Origin of the sequence: Crossiella sp. CA198 (genome assembly GCF_052078295.1) — a bacterium.
Lineage (GTDB): Bacteria > Actinomycetota > Actinomycetes > Mycobacteriales > Pseudonocardiaceae > Crossiella.
In genome coordinates this window covers 251,452-267,376 of sequence record NZ_JBQJIM010000006.1, presented here as the reverse complement: position 1 = coordinate 267,376, position 15,925 = coordinate 251,452, and the positions used below count along the sequence as shown (strand labels likewise).

General features: G+C 72.2%; 12 protein-coding genes and 1 riboswitch. Of the genes, 7 read left to right on the top strand and 5 right to left on the bottom strand.

Annotated features, from left to right (window positions below; all coding sequences use genetic code 11):
- Positions 1 to 121: 121 nt before the first annotated feature.
- On the bottom strand, positions 122 to 2,377 hold the full coding sequence (locus ACTOWY_RS12405; RefSeq protein WP_441309742.1) for a helicase-associated domain-containing protein: 2,256 nt from the start codon (positions 2,375 to 2,377) through the stop codon (positions 122 to 124).
- 73 nt (positions 2,378 to 2,450) lie between these two features.
- On the opposite strand from ACTOWY_RS12405, the gene ACTOWY_RS12400 reads away from it, so the two are divergent.
- The 4 genes from ACTOWY_RS12400 to ACTOWY_RS12385 all read left to right on the top strand — a co-directional run bounded on the left by ACTOWY_RS12400 (position 2,451) and on the right by ACTOWY_RS12385 (position 5,583).
- A complete protein-coding gene (locus ACTOWY_RS12400; protein ID WP_247761532.1) occupies positions 2,451 to 2,636 on the top strand; it encodes a hypothetical protein in 186 nt (61 codons plus the stop codon).
- 114 nt (positions 2,637 to 2,750) lie between these two features.
- On the top strand, positions 2,751 to 4,145 hold the full coding sequence (locus ACTOWY_RS12395; RefSeq protein WP_441309741.1) for an NAD-dependent malic enzyme: 1,395 nt from the start codon (positions 2,751 to 2,753) through the stop codon (positions 4,143 to 4,145).
- Positions 4,146 to 4,171: 26 nt separating this feature from the next.
- Positions 4,172 to 4,657, top strand: coding sequence for a cyclic pyranopterin monophosphate synthase MoaC (gene moaC, locus ACTOWY_RS12390; RefSeq protein ID WP_441309740.1), 486 nt, complete (start codon positions 4,172 to 4,174; stop codon positions 4,655 to 4,657).
- The gene (locus ACTOWY_RS12385) at positions 4,636 to 5,583 is read left to right on the top strand and encodes a molybdenum cofactor biosynthesis protein MoaE (protein WP_441309739.1); all 948 of its coding nucleotides are present in this window, start codon (positions 4,636 to 4,638) and stop codon (positions 5,581 to 5,583) included. Before moaC ends, ACTOWY_RS12385 begins: the two co-directional genes overlap by 22 nt.
- A gap of 73 nt (positions 5,584 to 5,656) precedes the next feature.
- Here ACTOWY_RS12385 and ACTOWY_RS12380 read toward each other — a convergent pair whose 3' ends face one another.
- Together ACTOWY_RS12380 and ACTOWY_RS12375 are read right to left on the bottom strand one after the other, a co-directional pair.
- Positions 5,657 to 6,331: a transglycosylase family protein gene (locus ACTOWY_RS12380; RefSeq protein WP_441309738.1), complete on the bottom strand. Its 675-nt coding sequence runs from the start codon at positions 6,329 to 6,331 to the stop codon at positions 5,657 to 5,659.
- 1 nt (position 6,332) lies between these two features.
- A riboswitch (cyclic di-AMP (ydaO/yuaA leader) is annotated at positions 6,333 to 6,489 on the bottom strand.
- A gap of 237 nt (positions 6,490 to 6,726) precedes the next feature.
- A complete protein-coding gene (locus tag ACTOWY_RS12375) occupies positions 6,727 to 7,593 on the bottom strand; it encodes a phosphatidylinositol-specific phospholipase C/glycerophosphodiester phosphodiesterase family protein (protein ID WP_441309737.1) in 867 nt (288 codons plus the stop codon).
- A gap of 133 nt (positions 7,594 to 7,726) precedes the next feature.
- On the opposite strand from ACTOWY_RS12375, the gene ACTOWY_RS12370 reads away from it, so the two are divergent.
- Complete coding sequence (locus tag ACTOWY_RS12370) at positions 7,727 to 10,936, top strand: BTAD domain-containing putative transcriptional regulator (protein ID WP_441309736.1); 3,210 nt, start codon at positions 7,727 to 7,729, stop codon at positions 10,934 to 10,936.
- Complete coding sequence (locus ACTOWY_RS12365) at positions 10,926 to 13,910, top strand: BTAD domain-containing putative transcriptional regulator (RefSeq protein ID WP_441309735.1); 2,985 nt, start codon at positions 10,926 to 10,928, stop codon at positions 13,908 to 13,910. The genes ACTOWY_RS12370 and ACTOWY_RS12365 overlap by 11 nt, the downstream gene beginning before the upstream one ends.
- Before the next feature lie 9 nt (positions 13,911 to 13,919).
- On the opposite strand, the gene ACTOWY_RS12360 is transcribed toward ACTOWY_RS12365, so the two are convergent.
- Positions 13,920 to 14,165 (bottom strand): MoaD/ThiS family protein, encoded by a 246-nt coding sequence (locus ACTOWY_RS12360; RefSeq protein WP_308300980.1) that lies wholly within the window; start codon positions 14,163 to 14,165, stop codon positions 13,920 to 13,922.
- Between the two features lie 11 nt (positions 14,166 to 14,176).
- Positions 14,177 to 15,220, bottom strand: a complete 1,044-nt coding sequence (gene moaA, locus ACTOWY_RS12355; RefSeq protein ID WP_441309734.1) for a GTP 3',8-cyclase MoaA — start codon at positions 15,218 to 15,220, stop codon at positions 14,177 to 14,179.
- Positions 15,221 to 15,399: 179 nt separating this feature from the next.
- Here moaA and ACTOWY_RS12350 point away from each other — a divergent pair, with 179 nt between their 5' ends.
- Positions 15,400 to 15,888 carry a MarR family winged helix-turn-helix transcriptional regulator gene (locus tag ACTOWY_RS12350; RefSeq protein ID WP_441309733.1) on the top strand — a complete coding sequence of 163 codons (489 nt, stop codon included), beginning with the start codon at positions 15,400 to 15,402 and terminating at the stop codon, positions 15,886 to 15,888.
- Positions 15,889 to 15,925 lie beyond the last annotated feature (37 nt).

The following is a 15,925-nucleotide window of genomic DNA, read 5'->3' as shown; positions in this document are numbered from 1 at the left end:
CCTGCGCTGGGCACGTATTCGCAGGGGGGAACGATTCAGTTCAACGTCGTTCCGTATTCGATCTTGGATCGGCCACCATGATCGGCGACCGCCGGAGGGGTGGGTGAGACGCGCAGCGAGATCAGCCGTCCTCGACCACGGCCACCGAGGTGATCCGGTGCACCGGGAAACGGCGCAGCGCGCCATGGGCCTGATCGAAGCCCTCGAGCATGCCGCCGGCCACGCTCACCGGGTTCACCACCCGCTGGCTGGCCACCCCGTGGTTGTCCACAAAACCGAGCCAGACGCTGCGACCCGCCTCGGCGGCCGCGCGCAGCAGGGCCAGGGTGGTCGCGCTGTCCGTCGGGGAGATTGTGGCACCCCGCGGTGTGGCCGCCGCGGCGTCCCCCGCTTTCATCTGCGCGATGACCGCCAGCAGCTGGTCCGCACTCGGCCCGCCGGGCAGCATCGGACGGCGGTTGTGCCTGGTCCGGGCGGTGATCCGGCGGCCGGCCCTGCGCAGATCGAGCACCTGCCCGTCCGGGCCCTCCGCGGCCGGGGCGAACCCGGCGGCGCGCAACCCGTCCAGCACCTCGGCCAGGCTCATCGGACTGATCAGCACCGTCGGCGCGATCCGGCGCAGGTCCAGCCGCTCGGCCGCCGCGCTGGCCAGCACCTCGGCCACCAGCACCGGGTCGTCGCAGCGCAGGAAGGACCCGGCCGCGCCGCCGCGCAGCCGCCCGTGCCGCCGGGCCACGTCGTCGATCAGGTAGGTCAGCGACTGCGGCACCGGGGTGCGCGAGCGGCTGCGGAACAACTCGTGCAGCTCAGCCGCGGTGCGCCCGGCGTCCAGCGCGCGCCGCGCGGTGGCCTCGGTGACCCGGTACACCGTGGCCCCGCCCGCCGACTCCACGTCGGCGACCAGCGCGATGTCCGCGGCCAGATCGGCCTCCAGTGGGCCGGGCGCGACCACGGTCAGGTCGGCCTGCACCAGCACGTGGTCCACCGGCGCGGGCAGCGCCTCGGCCATCGCCTTGGCGGCCGCGATGGGGCCCTCGGTCAGCAGCGTGCGGCCCGGTCCGGCCAGCGCGTCCAGCGCGATCACACCCAGCGCGGTGCCCTCGGTGACGGTCCACTCGACCAGGTCGTCGCGCAGCCTGCCGCCGCGCCGGGGCGCCCGCCAGGCCAGCACCGCGGCCAGCTGCCGGACGTCCTTGACGGTGGCACCCGGCGGCAGGTCGGCCAGCAGATCCAGCACTCGCCGCCGTTCCCGCGGCGCGACCGGGCGGCGCAGCTCCTCGCTGAGCACGCCCAGCGGCCGGTCCTTCTCGTCCCGGCGGCCGTAGAGGCCGGGCAGCCTCGGCAGGTCCAGCCAGGCCTGGGCCAGCGTGGCCCACCGCTGCTCGGGAGCGCTGACCAGCCAGGTGTCGGCCAGCGTGGTGGGCACCCACTCCGGCTCGTTGCCCTCGCTGTCGCCGACCAGTCCGGCGCCGACCACCAGTTCGGCCAGCAGCCCGGCCCGGCGCTCCTCGACCTCGATCTCCTTGGCCAGCCTGCGCAGCTCGCGCACGCCCAGCCCGCCGGAGCGCAGCACCGGCGGCGGCTCCTCGCTCCAGAACCCGATCAGCGCCTCGACCTGGCGGCCCAGCTCCATGGCCGCCCCGGCCGCGGTCGCGTCCACCGTGGACAGCGGGTACGCGCCGGTGTCCAGCCGTGGCTCGGTCACCTCGACGGCGCGGAAGGCCCGGTCCCCGCGCAGCGCCAGCCCGACCTGCCTTGGCAGCTCCACGGTCTCGGCGTCCCGGCGCAACAGCAGACCGCGGGCGAGCAGCTTCTGCACCGGGTTGCGGGCCCGCTCCAGCGGCACCACCACGCCGGCGTCCTTGGTCCGCCCGGTCGGCTGACCACTGGCCAGGGTCTCCAGCAGCTTGCGCTCGCCCTCGTCCAGCCGGTCCAGCAGCGCGGGCAGGTCCACCTCGTCCAACCGCGGGTCCGGCCGCCCCAGCCCCGCCGGGAACAACGTCACCGCCTCGGTGGCCGCGGGCGGCACACACAGCCCGGTGTCCGGCCCCCAGGCCAGCGCGCGGCAGCGCAACAACTCCACCGCGGCCTTGGCGGCCCGGACCGGCACCCCCTTGCCGAGCAGCGCGGACACCTCGGTCAGCGGCCGCGGCCCGAGGTCGGCCCCGGCCAGCAGCAACGCCTCCAGCACGGTCAGCGTGAAGGAGTCCAGGTCCTCGCAGGCCCTGGCGATCGAGGCGCGGATACCGGCGCGGGTGGCCAGCACACTGGTGTCGCCGGGGGAGGGCGTGGCCAGGTCGGGGCGGGCGCGCAGCAGGGCCGCGAGCCTCGTCTCGTCCTGCGCGCGCAGCCACGCGGCTAGTGAAGGACCGGACATCCCCTCCACGGTATCTGCCCGCGCCGGATCGTCGGGCACACTATGGCGCGTACGACGACAGAGGAGGATTGACGTGTCCAAGGCCGAGCGCCACGCGGATCGGATCGAGCCCACCTGGCCCGAGGGTCCCTCCGAGAAGGAGCACGCGGTCAGCGAGCTCGTCAGCCACCTCCAGGGCGCGCAGTCGCCGTTCGGCGAGGTGAGCTTCCCGTTCGAGTCGGTGCCCTACAGCCACCCGACCACGGTGATCAACAAGTAAGAGTGGGGTAGTTCACGCGGCTCGGAACAAATTCAGCCTTTCCGAGCCGCGTGCGTACTTTAAGTAACCCGGGACTACGCTCATCGGTTGAAAGCGTTGTCTTGGAGGCCACCAATGCCGGTTCCTGGTCCTGGGTACTCGATCACCGTCCGCCTTGAGGCGCCGCCGTCGGCGAGCGCGGCTGGCGACATGGCCAGCGCGGTCGGCCGGGTGGGTGGCGTGATCACCGCCTTCGACGTGGTCGAGTCGCACAACGACCGGGTCATCGTCGACATCACCTGCAACGCCATCGGCGCCAACCACGTCAACGACATCACCGACGCGCTGGCGCTGCTGCCGGGGGTGAAGGTCCGCAAGATCTCCGACCGGACCTTCCTGATCCACCTCGGCGGCAAGCTGGAGATCGCCTCCAAGATCCCGCTGCGCAACCGGGACGACCTCTCCCGCGCCTACACCCCCGGCGTGGCCCGGGTCTGCCAGGCCATCGCGGCCAATCCGGAGGACGCCCGCCGCCTGACCATCAAGCGCAACACCGTCGCCGTGGTCACCGACGGCTCCGCGGTGCTGGGCCTTGGCAACCTCGGCCCGGAGGCCGCGCTGCCGGTGATGGAGGGCAAGGCGGTGCTGTTCAAGAAGTTCGCCGGGGTGGACGCCTGGCCGGTCTGCCTGGACACCCAGGACACCGAGGAGATCATCCGCGCGGTGGAACTGATCGCCCCGGTCTACGGCGGCATCAACCTGGAGGACATCGCCGCGCCGCGCTGCTTCGAGATCGAGGCCCGGCTGCGCGAGAAGCTGAACATCCCGGTCTTCCACGACGACCAGCACGGCACCGCGATCGTGGTGCTCGCCGCGCTGCGCAACGCGCTGCGCGTGGTGGGCAAGGAGATCTCCGACACCAAGATCGCGGTCTGCGGGGTCGGCGCGGCCGGGTCGGCCATCATCCGGTTGCTGCTCAAGCAGAAGCCGGGCGACATCATCGCGGTGGACGTGGACGGCATCGTGCACCCCGGCCGCGAGGGCATGGACCCCAATCTCCAGTGGGTGGCCGACAACACCAACGCGGCCAAGGTCACCGGCAGCCTGCACGACGCGCTGGTCGGCGCGGACGTGTTCATCGGGGTCAGCGCGCCCAACCTGTTCGGCGCCGAGCAGGTGGCCACCATGGCCAAGGACGCCATCGTGTTCGCGCTGGCCAACCCGGACCCCGAGATCGACCCCCTCGAAGCCCAGCAGCACGCCGCCGTGGTCGCCACCGGCCGCAGCGACTACCCGAACCAGATCAACAACGTGCTGGCCTTCCCCGGCGTCTTCCGCGGCCTGCTCGACGCCAACGCCAAGACCATCACCGACGAGATGCTGGTGGCCGCGGCCGGTGCGATCGCCGACGTGGTCGCGCCGGAGCGGGTCAACGCCTCCTTCATCGTGCCCAGCGTGTTCGACACCACCGTCGCGCCCGCGGTGGCCGAGGCCGTGCGCAAGGCCGCCGGATCGGCCGTGGCGGGCTGAACCGGTCAACGGCCTAGCATTCGCTTGTGAGCGAACGCGGTGAGCTGACCCACGTCGACGCGGCCGGGGCGGCCCGGATGGTGGACGTCTCCGGCAAGGAGATCACCAGCAGGGCCGCGGTGGCCTCCGGCGTGCTGCGCACCACCACCGAGGTGGTCGAGCTGCTGCGCCGGGACGGGCTGCCCAAGGGCGACGCGCTGGCGACCGCGCGGATCGCCGGGATCATGGGCGCCAAGCGCACCCCCGACCTGGTGCCGCTGTGCCACCCGATCGCGCTCTCCGGCGTCAAGCTCGACCTGACGCTGGGCGAATCCGAGGTGATGATCACCGCGACGGTGCGCACCACCGATCGCACCGGGGTGGAGATGGAGGCGCTCACCGCGGTGGCCGTCGCCGGGCTCACCCTGCACGACATGGTCAAGGCGGTGGACCCGGCCGCGGTGCTCGACGCCGTGCGGGTTGACCGCAAGGAGGGTGGGAAGACGGGACTATGGACGAGACCGCAGCCGTGAACCCGCGCAGCGCCAGGGTGATCACCGCATCCAACCGGGCCAGCAGCGGGGTCTACGCCGACCGCACCGGCCCGGTGATCGTGACCTGGCTGCGCGAGCGCGGCTTCTGGGTGCCCGAGGCCGAGGTGGTGCCCGACGGCGATCCGGTCGGCCAGGCCCTGCGCAAGGCGGTCACCGAACGGGTCGACGTGGTGATCACCACCGGCGGCACCGGCATCAGCCCCACCGACCGCACCCCGGAGGCCACCAGGGCGGTGCTCGACTACGAGGTGCCCGGCCTGGCGGACGCGATCCGGGCCGCCGGGCAGCCCGCGGTCCCCACAGCGGCTCTCTCGCGCGGGCTGGCCGGGGTGGCCGGTCGGACCCTCGTGGTGAACCTTCCGGGCTCCACGGGCGGTGTGCGGGACGGTCTGGGGGTGCTCGAGGGCGTGCTGGACCACGCGGTGAGCCAGCTTCGCGGCGGCGACCACACCCCCGGCGGGCTCCCGCGGACGGGTCCGGCGGCCGCCGTGCTGCGTGCCGAGGTCACCGAGGACCCCGTTGACGTGGAGGAACACGCCCGCCTGGTGGCCCACCCGGCCGCGGGCGCGGTGGTCACCTTCGCCGGCGTGGTCCGCGACCACGACGAGGGCCGCGGCGTGACCGAGCTGGAGTACACCGGCCACCCCAGCGCGGCCGAGGTCATCGCCGAGGTCGCCGCGGAGATCGCGCTCCGGCACCAGGGCATCAGAGCCATCGCGGTCAGCCACCGGATCGGCCAGCTCAAGATCGGCGACGCCGCACTGGCCTGCGCCGTGGCCGGGGAGCACCGCGGGGAGGCCTTCGCCGCCTGCGCCGACCTGGTCGACGAGGTCAAGCGCCGCCTGCCCATCTGGAAGCGCCAGCTCTTCACCGACGGCGCCGAGGAATGGGTCAACTGCCCCTGAACACACACGAAACCCCCGGTCGCCACGTGAACGACCGGGGGTTTCGCGGAGCGTGCCTAGCGAGTCGCCAGACTCACTTCACGTCGAGCTGCTGGCCCGGGAAGATCAGGTCAGCGTTCTTGACGATGTCCTTGTTGCGCTCGAACAGCGCCTTCCAGCCACCGTTCACCTGCAGCTTCTGCGCGATGGTGGACAGCGTGTCACCCGCGACGACGGTGTAGTCAGCACCGTTGCGCTCGGTGGCGACCGGAGCGGACTGGACCGGCGCGGCCGGCTTGATGACCGGCTTGGCCACGACAGGCTTGGGAGCGGCCTGCTTCTTCACGACCGGCTTGGCCGCGGCGGGCTTCGGGGCGGGCTTGGCGTTGCCGCCGCCACCACCGTGGCCAACCTTCCGGCCGCAGGACGGCCACGGCTGGAGCTTGCGAGCCGCGTACAGGCGCTCAGCGACAGCGATCTGCTGCTCGCGAGTGGCCTGGTGGGCGTACGGGGCGTACGCGCCGCCACCGTTGGAGAGCCAGGTGCCACGGTCGAACTGGAGGCCGCCGTAGAAGCCATTACCGGTGTTGACATTCCACCGGCCGCCGCTCTCGCACTTGGCCAGAGCGTCCCAGTTCACGCCACTCGCGGCGCTTGCGGTACCGGCCACTGCCATCGGGGCGGCAATGACGGCACCGGCCACGACAACGCGGGCCACGGTGCGGGTGATGTTGGACTGCTTGCGGTGCTTGCCTCGGTAAGAAGCCATGTCCCTCTCGCCAACCGCGCCTACGAGGTGAGCTGTCGGGTTCGAGCCGATGGAGCTGGCCCGGCCGGTTCGCACCGGCTTCACCCCAAGGACGCTGACTGCTCGCCCGGAAGTGGTTCCCCCGCCCCTGTCCAGTTGAAGTTTCGCTCGGGGTTTGGTCGGGAACCCGCTTGGACAGGGCTTGGCGCTACAGGTTCCCGTCGTGCTGGCCGGTTCGGGGCCGACCGAGAAGCGACCGTACGTAACCCAGCAGGGGTCCGCCAAACCTTCTGGACTGTGACCGTAGTCACTGTAACGTTTGGCGGAGTTCTGCGATGTCGGGTGTCGCGCCAGGTCAGCCTGCCGTTACCGCGCCGTGTCCTTACCGAGATCAATCACCGTCGGTGAGGCGTGGCTCACCTCGTAGCGGCACCCGAGTGACCCCGTAGGAACGCGGAGAGCCCCGCAAGATCATCGGTATTGAGGTGATCCACCCCGGCCGCCGCCAGCTCCCGCCAGAGCGCCGCGCGGGCCGGCCCCGCCGCGTCCGGGGTCGCCCAGAACCGGAGCCGCTGCCCGCCCGCGTGCACCCGCTGGACCAGTTCCCGCAGCTTGGCCCGCTCGGCGGCCGGCATCTCGCCCACACCCCGCCAGGCGAACAACTTCGTCCAGTTGTCGGACACCAGCGGCGCCAGCTTCGGATCCGCGCCAGGCCCGAGGTCGTTCGGATCGGTGAGGCGTCCGTCATAGAAAGCCAGTCGATCCCGCTGACCAGCCATAGCGGCCCGCGGCCGGTCCCCGGAGATGACCGCGGTCACAGCCCCGCGCAGCACGAACCCGTGCAGGTACCGGCTGAACAACCAGGAGTACCGCGGCGACCGCAGCACCCGGTCCAGCTCCGCGTAGGCCGCCACCCCGTTGGTCTTGATGTCCACCAGCAGCTGGAACAAACCGCCCCGACCCGGATAAACGCGTCCGCCATTGGCCAGTGCCCGCTTCCGCAGCGGCTCCAGGTACAGCGCCTGCAGGGTCCGCTCCGGCCGCAGGTCCCCGGGGTCGTGCCCGACCAGCAGTGCCCCGTCCACCAGGTAGATGTCCGCCTCGACACTGGTGAATCCGTGGTCCAGCGCGTCCAGCAACGGCCGCCCGTGCTCGTAGTCGTTGTGCGCGTGCGCCTGCGCGAGGGGCTTGACCCGCCCCGCCGCCCCGGCCTGCGCCACCGACCCGCCGAGCAACCCGGCCACCGCCAGGAGCACCAGCACCGCCCGCAATCCGATCCGCACACGAACCTCCCGAGTGAGTCTGGGGCGGAAAGTAAAGCGGACGAACGACCTGCCGGTGAACGGGGACCGGCCGGTTGATTGCCGTGCCAGGGACATCCGGCCGTGCGACCATCGGCTGGGGGCAGGGGGGCTGATGGGACCGGAGATCGAGTTTCGGGTGCTCGGACCGCTGGAGGTCCGGGTCGGCGGCGCGCTGCTGGTGATCGGCGCCGCCAAGCAGCGGGTGCTGCTGGCCGCGTTGCTGTTGCAGGCGGGCGATGAGGTCCGGTTCGAGGAGCTGATCGGCACGCTGTGGGAGTCCGCGCCGCCGGCCAGTCCGCGCGCCACGCTCCATACCTATGTGCGCCGCCTGCGCCAGGCCCTGCCCGGACCGGATCTGATCAACACCACCGAACACGGCTACCGGGTCGACCTGGCCCCGGAACAGCTCGACCTGTTCCGGCTGCGGAGCCTGATCGCCGGTGCTGAACGGGCCCGCGCCGCCGAGGACGCCGACTCCGAGCGGGCCTGCCTGGCCGAGGCCCTGGATCTGTGGCGGGGCCCGGTCCTGGTGGACATCCCGTCGGAACCGTTGCGCCAGACCGACGCGGCCCGGCTGAGCGAACAGCGCCTGGTGCTGCTGGAACGCCGGATCGAACTGGACCTGGACCTGGGCAGGCACCGTGAGCTGGTCGGCGAGCTGACCGAACTGACCACCCAGCACCCGCTCCGCGAACGCTTCTGGGAACAGCTGCTGCTCGCCCAGGTCCGCGGCGGCAGGCAGGCCGAGGCGCTGCGTGCCTTCGGCCGGATCAGCGCGCTGCTGAAGGCGGAACTGGGGGTGCGGCCCGGCGCCGCGCTGCGCGCCCTGCACGAGGCGATCCTGCGCGCGGACACCTCTCTCTATACGCGCGCGCAACGCCAGCCCGCGCCGCCCGGTCCGGTGCCGGCCCAGCTCCCGGCCGACATCCCCGACTTCATCGGCCGAGCCGCCCTGACCGAACAGATCGGCGACGCCCTCACCGGCTCCGGCCTGGTCGCCCTGTCCGGCCCGCCGGGCGCTGGCAAGACCGCGCTGGCCGTGCACACCGGGCACCGTCTGCGTGAGCACTTCCCGGACGGCCAGCTGCACGTGAACCTGCGTGGCTACGCCCCCGAACCCGCACTGGCCCCGGAGCAGATCCTGGCCAGGTTCCTGCGCGCGCTGGGCGTGCGGCCGGAACAGGTGCCGATCCGGGTCGAGGCGCAGACCGCGATGTACCGGCGGCTGCTGGCCGACCGCCGGGTACTGGTGCTGCTGGACAACGCGGCCGACCCGGCCCAGATCGCCCCCCTGCTGCCCGAGTCCGCTGGCTGCGCGGTGCTCGTGACGAGCCGGACCGAGTTCCCGCACTCGATCCCGGTGGGCATGCTCGACCCCGCCGAATCGGTGGACCTGCTGAGCAGCATCCTGGGCCAGGACGCGGTGCGAGCCGAACCGGAGTCGGTGGCGGCACTGGCGGAAACCTGTGCCCACCTGCCGCTGGCCCTGCGGGTGGCCGCGGCGAACCTGCTCGGCCACCAGGTCGGCGACTACCTGGACCAGCTGCGCCAGGGCGATCGGCTGGCCAAGCTCGCGGTCGACGGCGATGGCACGGTGGCGGTCCGCTGGGCCTTCGACCTGTCCTACGCCGAACTCGACCCGGACAGCCGGTACGCCTTCTGCACCCTCGCCCTGGCTCCCGGCACCGATCTGGGACTGCCAGCGGCCGCGGTGATGCTCGGCTGGCCGGTCAACGCGGCCAGGGTGATCCTGGCCAACCTGGTCAGCGTGAGCCTGCTCCAGGCGACCGGCCCGGACCGCTACGGCTACCACGACCTGATCCGCCTGTACGCCAGGGAAAAGGCCGAGCCGGACGGCGAGGCGCTGCCCAGGCTCTACGACTACGTCCTCGGGGCCGCTCACGACGCGGCCGAGATGATCATGCCGGAGCCGTTGTCCGCGGAACTGGACCGGCCGGGGGCGCGCGGGATCGAGCAGTTCGGGCACCTTGAGGAGGCCGTGTCCTGGCTGGACACCGAGCGCGGCCTGATCCTCGCGATCATCCAGGCGGCCGGGGAGTCCGATCGTCCGTGGGTTTCCTGGTCACTCGCGCGGGCACTGCGGAACTACCTCTACTTCTACGGCCATCGCGCCGAGTGGCTCATCGCGGCGGAAGCGGCACTCCGCGCGGCCGAGCGCACTGGCAACACCCTGGTGGTCGTGTCCATGTTGGACGGTCTCGGCACCGCGCACTGGAGTGTCGGCGACTACGAACGCGCGCAGCGCGCTTACAGCAGGGCCCGGGAACTCATCGCGGGCGGGGCGGGCGACGAGGTCCGGCCCGTGGTGTTCCTGCACCTCGGGATGCTGGCCTACGAGTCGGGCAGCCTGGCCGAGGCCGGCGCGCACATCACCGAGGCGCTCACCCACTGGCGAGTCGCCGGGTCGGACAAGCACATCGCGCAGGCATTGGTGAACCTCGGCCTGGTCAAGGGCAGGCAAGGCCGGCTGGACCAAGCTGTCAGCCTGCTGCTGGAGGCCTTCGAGCTGTGCCGGCGCATCGGCGCCCGGTTCGGTGAGGGGCTGTGCGCGCAGAACCTGGCCAACGCCTGCCTCGACGCGGGCGACTACTCCGCCGTCGCGGAGTGGTGCAGGCAGTCCCGGACCATCAACGCGGAGCTGGGGCGGCAGGAAGCCGACACCAGCGATCACCTGGCGACGTTCCACTGTGCGCTGGGACGACTCGACGAGGCGGCCGCGGCGGCCGCCGACGCCCTGCGCATCGCCGGTGATTCGGGCGATCGCCGGGCCGAGATCGACGCGACCAACACCATGGGCCTGATCAGCCTTCGCCGGGGTCAGGTCCCGGAGTCCCTTGACCTGCACACCGAGGCGTTCCGTCAGGCCACGCTGATCGGCTATGTCTTCGGCGAGGTCAAGGCGGTGATGGGGATGAGCACCGCGCTGGGCAGGCTGGGGCGCCACGGCGAGGCCGCTGACCACGTTGGGCGGGCCAGGGCACTCGCGTCCCGGCGGGGTCTTGTCCTGGAAGAAGGACAGGCGTTGACCGTGCTGGCGGAGGCCCGGCTGGGGGCTGGGCTGGTCGATGCGGCCGGAGAGCTTGCGCGCCAGGCCATCGGCACCTTGGACGGCACCGGTCACCGCCCGGGACAAGCCGCCGCCCGGCTGCTGGCGGGACATGTTCACCACCGGCTCGGTGACCTGGGCTCGGCGCGGCGGGAGTGGGAGACGGCGCTGGGGCTCTTCGTCGACATGGGTGTGCCCGACGCCGAGAATGTCCGGGGGCTGCTGCTCACGGCGAGGGACGGCGATGCGGGCTGAGACGGAGTTTCGGGTGCTCGGGCCGTTGGAGGTGCGGGTGCGCCAGGCCGCGGTGCCGATTGGGGCGGCCAAGCATCGGGTGTTGCTGGCGAGTTTGTTGTTGCATGCCAATGAGCCGGTCAGTGCCGAGGAGTTGATCGGGAACCTCTGGGACGGGCCCACGCCGGTGCGGCCGCGGGGGTCCTTGCACACCTATGTCACCAGGGTGCGGCAGATGCTGGGGGATCCTGGGCGGTTGCGGATCACCGGGCAGGGCTATCTGCTGGATGTGGAGCCGGAGCAGTTGGATTTGTTCCGGTTCCGGCGGTTGGTGCGGCGGGCCGAGCAGTCGCAGGCGGCGGGGGATGTGGCCGCGGAGGCGATGTTGCTGGGGGAGGCCGTGGGGCTGGTGCGGGGGCCGGTGCTGGCGGATGTGCCGTCGGCGGCGTTGCACCGCAGTGAGGTCGCGTTGCTGACCGAGGCCCGGCTGGCGTTGCTGGAGCGGTGGATCGAGGTGACGCTGGAGCTGGGGCGGCATGGCGAGGTGATCAGTCGGTTGATCGCGCTGACCGCCGAGCATCCGTTGCGGGAGCGGTTCGCGGAGTTGCTGATGCTGGCCCGCTACCGGGACGGGCGGCAGGCCGAGGCGCTGGCCGGGTATCAGCAGACCGCGCTGGTGTTGCGGCGGGAGCTGGGGGCCGGGCCGGGGCCGGGGTTGCGGCGGATGCAGGAAGCGGTGTTGCGGGCCGACCCGTGGTTGCGGGTGCAGGCGAAGCCGGTGGCGCGGGCCGCGCGGGTGCCCGCTGAGCTGCCCGCGGGGGTGGGGGACTTCGTCGGGCGGGGCGAGCTGGTGGCGGAGTTGGGTTCGCTGCTGGGGTCTGGCGCGGTGGTGGCGGTGAGTGGGGCGCCGGGGGTGGGGAAGACGGCGCTGGCGGTGCGGGTGGGGCATCGGTTGCGGGGGCGGTTTTCGGATGGGCAGCTTTTTGCCAACCTGCGGGGGTATTCGGCGGAGCCGGCGGCGACGGCTGGGCAGGTGCTGACCCGGTTCCTGCGCGGGCTGGGGGTGGCGCCGGAGGACGTGCCCTCGGCGGTGGATGAGCAGTCAGCGTTGTACCGGCGGTTGCTGGCCGGGCGGCGGGTGCTGGTGGTGCTGGACAACGTGGCCGAGGTGGATCAGCTGGCGGTGCTGTTGCCGGGGGATCCGGGGTGCGGGGTGTTGATCACCAGTCGGCGGGGGTTGCCGGAGCGGCTGGGGGAGCAGCCGGTGCGGCGGATCGCGCTGGGGTCGCTGGCCGAGGACGAGTCGGTGGAGTTGTTGCGGCGGGTGCTCGGGACCGATGACGCGGCGCTGGGGGAGCTGGCGGCGGTGTGCGCGCGATTGCCGTTGGCGTTGCGGGTGGCGGCGGCCAACCTGGCGGCCCAGCCCGCGCCGGATGTGGCCGGGTACGTCGGGTTGTTGCGGGCCGGGAACCGGTTGGCGGAGCTGGCCATCGACGGGGACGGGGCGACCGCGGTGCACAGCGCGTTCGACTCCTCCTACCGGGCCCTGGAACCGGCCGCGCGGACCGTGTTCCGGCGGCTCGCGCTGGTGCCGGGGGCGGATTTCACCGTGGCCGCGGCCGCCGCGCTGGTGGCGGGGGAGCCGGCGGCGGAGCTGGCGGGGCTGGCCGGGATGAGTTTGCTGGAGCGGTCTGCGGCGGATCGGTTCGCTTTTCATGACCTGATCCGGCTTTTTGCCACGGAGCGGGCCGAGGCGGAGGAGTCGACTGGGGAGCGGGCGGCGGCGCTGGGGCGGTTGTACGAGTACTACCTGGCCACCACCCGGCAGGCCGTCGCGCTGATCACGCCGGATGTGCCGTTGCCCGCGGCCCCGGACCTACCGCCCGCGCCACCGTTCGCCGAACGGGCCGCGGCGGTGGCCTGGCTGGACGCGGAGTTGCCGAACCTGGTCGCCGCGGTGCGGGCGGCGCCGGGACTGGGGCTGCACCAGCGGTCCTGGCCGTTGGTGCGGGTGCTGGGCGGCTACTTCTACTTCCGGCTGCACCGCACCGAGTGGATCGAGGCGGCCCGGGTGGCGCTGGCCGCGGCGCGGGAGGTCGGGGATCTGGCGATGGTGGGCGCGATGCTGGACAGCGTGGGCACCGCGCTGTGGGGGCTGGGTGATTTCGAGCAGGCGCTGCGGTACCACCGCGAGGCCATCGAGACCCTGGCGCACACCGATGCCGCACCCGAGGTCGAATCGGACGCGCTGCTGCACCTGGGCATCGTCTACATGGAGATGGGCAGGCTGGCCGCGGCCGCCGACTGCTACCAGCGGGTGCTGCACCGGCACCGGCCCGAGGGCGGCAACCGGGCCAAGGTGCTGCTCAACCTGGCCGCGGTGCGGATGTACGGCGGTGATCTGGCGGCCGGGCTCGCACTGGCGCGCGAGGCGCTGGCGATCTGCCAGGAGCAGGGCATCGCCTTCGGGGAGGCGCTCTGCCTTGGCAATCTGGCGGTGGCCGAACGGCTGCGCGGCAACCCGGTGCTGGCGATCAACCTGGCCCGCCGGTCCCGGGAGATCTACCAGGCCCTCGGCCAGGACAACGCCGACCCGGTGGACGCCCTGGCCGCCGCGCTGCTCGCCGCCGACCGGGCCGAGGAGGCGCTGCCGCTGGCCGAGCAGGCCTGTGAACTGGCCGCCACCATGCACGATCGCCGGGCCGAGGCCGATGCCTACAACACCCGCGCTGCCTGCTGCGCGGCACTGGACCGGCCGCGGGAGGCCGAGCGGCACCACACCGAGGCGCTGCGCATCGCCACCCTGGCCGGGTACCTGCTGGGCGAGATCAACGCGCTGGCCGGGCAGGGCGCCGTGTTCGCCGGGCTGGGGCGGCTGCACCAGGCCAGGGACCGGTTGCGCGGCGCCGCGGCCGCCGCGGCCCGTGGCGGGTTCCGGCTGGAGGAAGATCGGGTTCGGGGACTGCTCGCCGAGCTGCCGGATACCTCTATATAGAGAGGTGTGTCAGCCGCCGGCGAATGGCGGCAGCACGTCCAGTTCGGCGGCGTCCGGCACCACGGTCTCCTGGTCGCGCACGGCCACCCCGTTGAGCAGGAAACTGCACGCAGGCAGCACCTCGGAGAGCCGGACCGGATGCCGCCCGCGGACCAGGTCCAGCACATCCGCCACGGTGGACACGCCGCTCAGCTCCACGGCCTCGTCCGGCACCCCGGCCGCGGCCCGCGCCCCGGCGAAATAGCGCACGGTCACCGACGCCACGTTCAGCCTCCGATCGCACTCATCGGGCGCGCCGGCTGGGCGAACCCGACCTCGTTGATGCCGTGCCCGGCGGGCTTGGCCCACATCGCGGCCCGCCAGCGCTCGGCGAGCTGCTCATCGGTCGCGCCGGCCCGCATCGGCCCGCGCAGGTCGGTCTCGTCCTGGCCGAACAGGCAGGAGCGGAGCTGGCCGTCGGCGGTCAGCCGGGTCCGGTCGCAGGCCGAGCAGAACGGCTGGGAGACCGAGGCGATCACGCCGACGGTGGCCGGTCCGCCGTCGATCTGCCAGCGTTCGGCGGGCGCCGCGCCGCGTTCGGCGGTGTGCGGGGTCAGGGTGAACCTGGTGCGCAGGGCGGCCAGGATCTCCGGCCCGCTGACCATTTCCGCCCGGTCCCAGCCGTGCTGCGGATCCAGTGGCATCTGCTCGATGAACCGCAGCTCGTAGCCGCCGTCCAGGCAGAACTCCAGCAGCGGCACCGCCTCGTCCTCGTTCACCCCGCGCATCAGCACCGCGTTGACCTTCACCGGCGCCAGTCCGGCCGCCTTGGCCGCGCGCAACCCGGCCAGCACGTCCGGCAGCCGGTCCCGCCTGGTCAGTTCGGCGTAGCGGTCCCGCTGGATGGTGTCCAGGGACACGTTCACCCGGTCCACCCCGGCCGCGGCCAGCGTCTCGGCTCGCCGTTCCAGGCCGATCCCGTTGGTGGTCAGCGAGAGCAGTGGGCGCGGGCTCAGCTCCGAGGAGGCCCGCAGCACTTCTTCCAGGTCCTTGCGCAGCAGCGGCTCGCCGCCGGTGAAGCGCAGCTCGGTCACGCCGAGCTTGAGCACCGCGATCTCGATCAGCCGGATCAGCTCGCCGGTGTCCAGCAAAGCCGATCTGGCCAGCCAGTTCAGGCCCTCGGCCGGCATGCAGTAGGTGCAGCGCAGGTTGCACCGATCGGTCACCGACACCCGCAGGTCGGTGGCGATCCGGCCGTAGGAATCCAGCAGGACGGGCGTGTCCGGCCGACCGGCGGGCCCGGGGGGCGGACCGGTAGTTATCGAGGGCATCCCGAGATGCACCGCTGTCACCCCGCCGAGGGTAATCGTTCCCCCTGACTGTCCGGTTCGCGGTTGACGACTGACCAACACGTCAGCGTCTAGTCTGTGTCGACTGAGAACTGAGCCATTTGCTAAGTCTCTTAGTTATAGAGGTACCTCTGTAGCCGGGAGTAGAGGTGGGAACGGGCATGAGCACTGAGAGCGCGACGACGACGGACGGCCGCAGCCAGGCGGCCATCACCCTGGCTGAGCTGGGGCGGGAGCTGAGCGCGGTCACCCTCGGCTTCCACGCGGCCGCCGCCGAGCGGATGGGCCTGTCCGGCACCGACCACAAGTGCCTGGACCTGGCCATGCACTCGCCAGGACCGCTCACCGCCGGCCGGATCGCCGAACTCTCCGGCCTGTCCACCGGCGCGGTGACCGGCGTGATCGACCGGCTGGAACGCGGTGGTTTCGTCCGCCGGGTGCGTGACCCGCACGACCGGCGCAAGGTGCTGGTCGAGGTCACCGCCTGCGACGACGGCCGCCACGACCACATCTTCCATGGCCTGGTCGAGGGCGTGGCCGAGATCGTCACCCGCTACCGGCCGGAGGAGGTCGAGGTGATCACCCGGTACACCCGCGACTCCATCGAACTCATGCGCGCCCAGATCGCCAGGCTGCACAACCTGTCCTGAGTGGGGGATCATGGTGGCCGTGACCGAGACCTCGCGC

What these genes read in the sequence shown, in the direction of transcription:
- ACTOWY_RS12380 (WP_441309738.1), bottom strand. Translation starts at nt 6,331, where the DNA reads ATGGCTTCTTACCGAGGCAAGCACCGCAAGCAGTCCAACATCACCCGC.
- ACTOWY_RS12370 (WP_441309736.1), top strand. Translation starts at nt 7,727, where the DNA reads ATGGGACCGGAGATCGAGTTTCGGGTGCTCGGACCGCTGGAGGTCCGG.
- ACTOWY_RS12395 (WP_441309741.1), top strand. Translation starts at nt 2,751, where the DNA reads ATGCCGGTTCCTGGTCCTGGGTACTCGATCACCGTCCGCCTTGAGGCG.
- moaA (WP_441309734.1), bottom strand. Translation starts at nt 15,220, where the DNA reads ATGCCCTCGATAACTACCGGTCCGCCCCCCGGGCCCGCCGGTCGGCCG.
- ACTOWY_RS12365 (WP_441309735.1), top strand. Translation starts at nt 10,926, where the DNA reads ATGCGGGCTGAGACGGAGTTTCGGGTGCTCGGGCCGTTGGAGGTGCGG.
- ACTOWY_RS12405 (WP_441309742.1), bottom strand. Translation starts at nt 2,377, where the DNA reads ATGTCCGGTCCTTCACTAGCCGCGTGGCTGCGCGCGCAGGACGAGACG.
- ACTOWY_RS12385 (WP_441309739.1), top strand. Translation starts at nt 4,636, where the DNA reads ATGGACGAGACCGCAGCCGTGAACCCGCGCAGCGCCAGGGTGATCACC.
- ACTOWY_RS12350 (WP_441309733.1), top strand. Translation starts at nt 15,400, where the DNA reads ATGAGCACTGAGAGCGCGACGACGACGGACGGCCGCAGCCAGGCGGCC.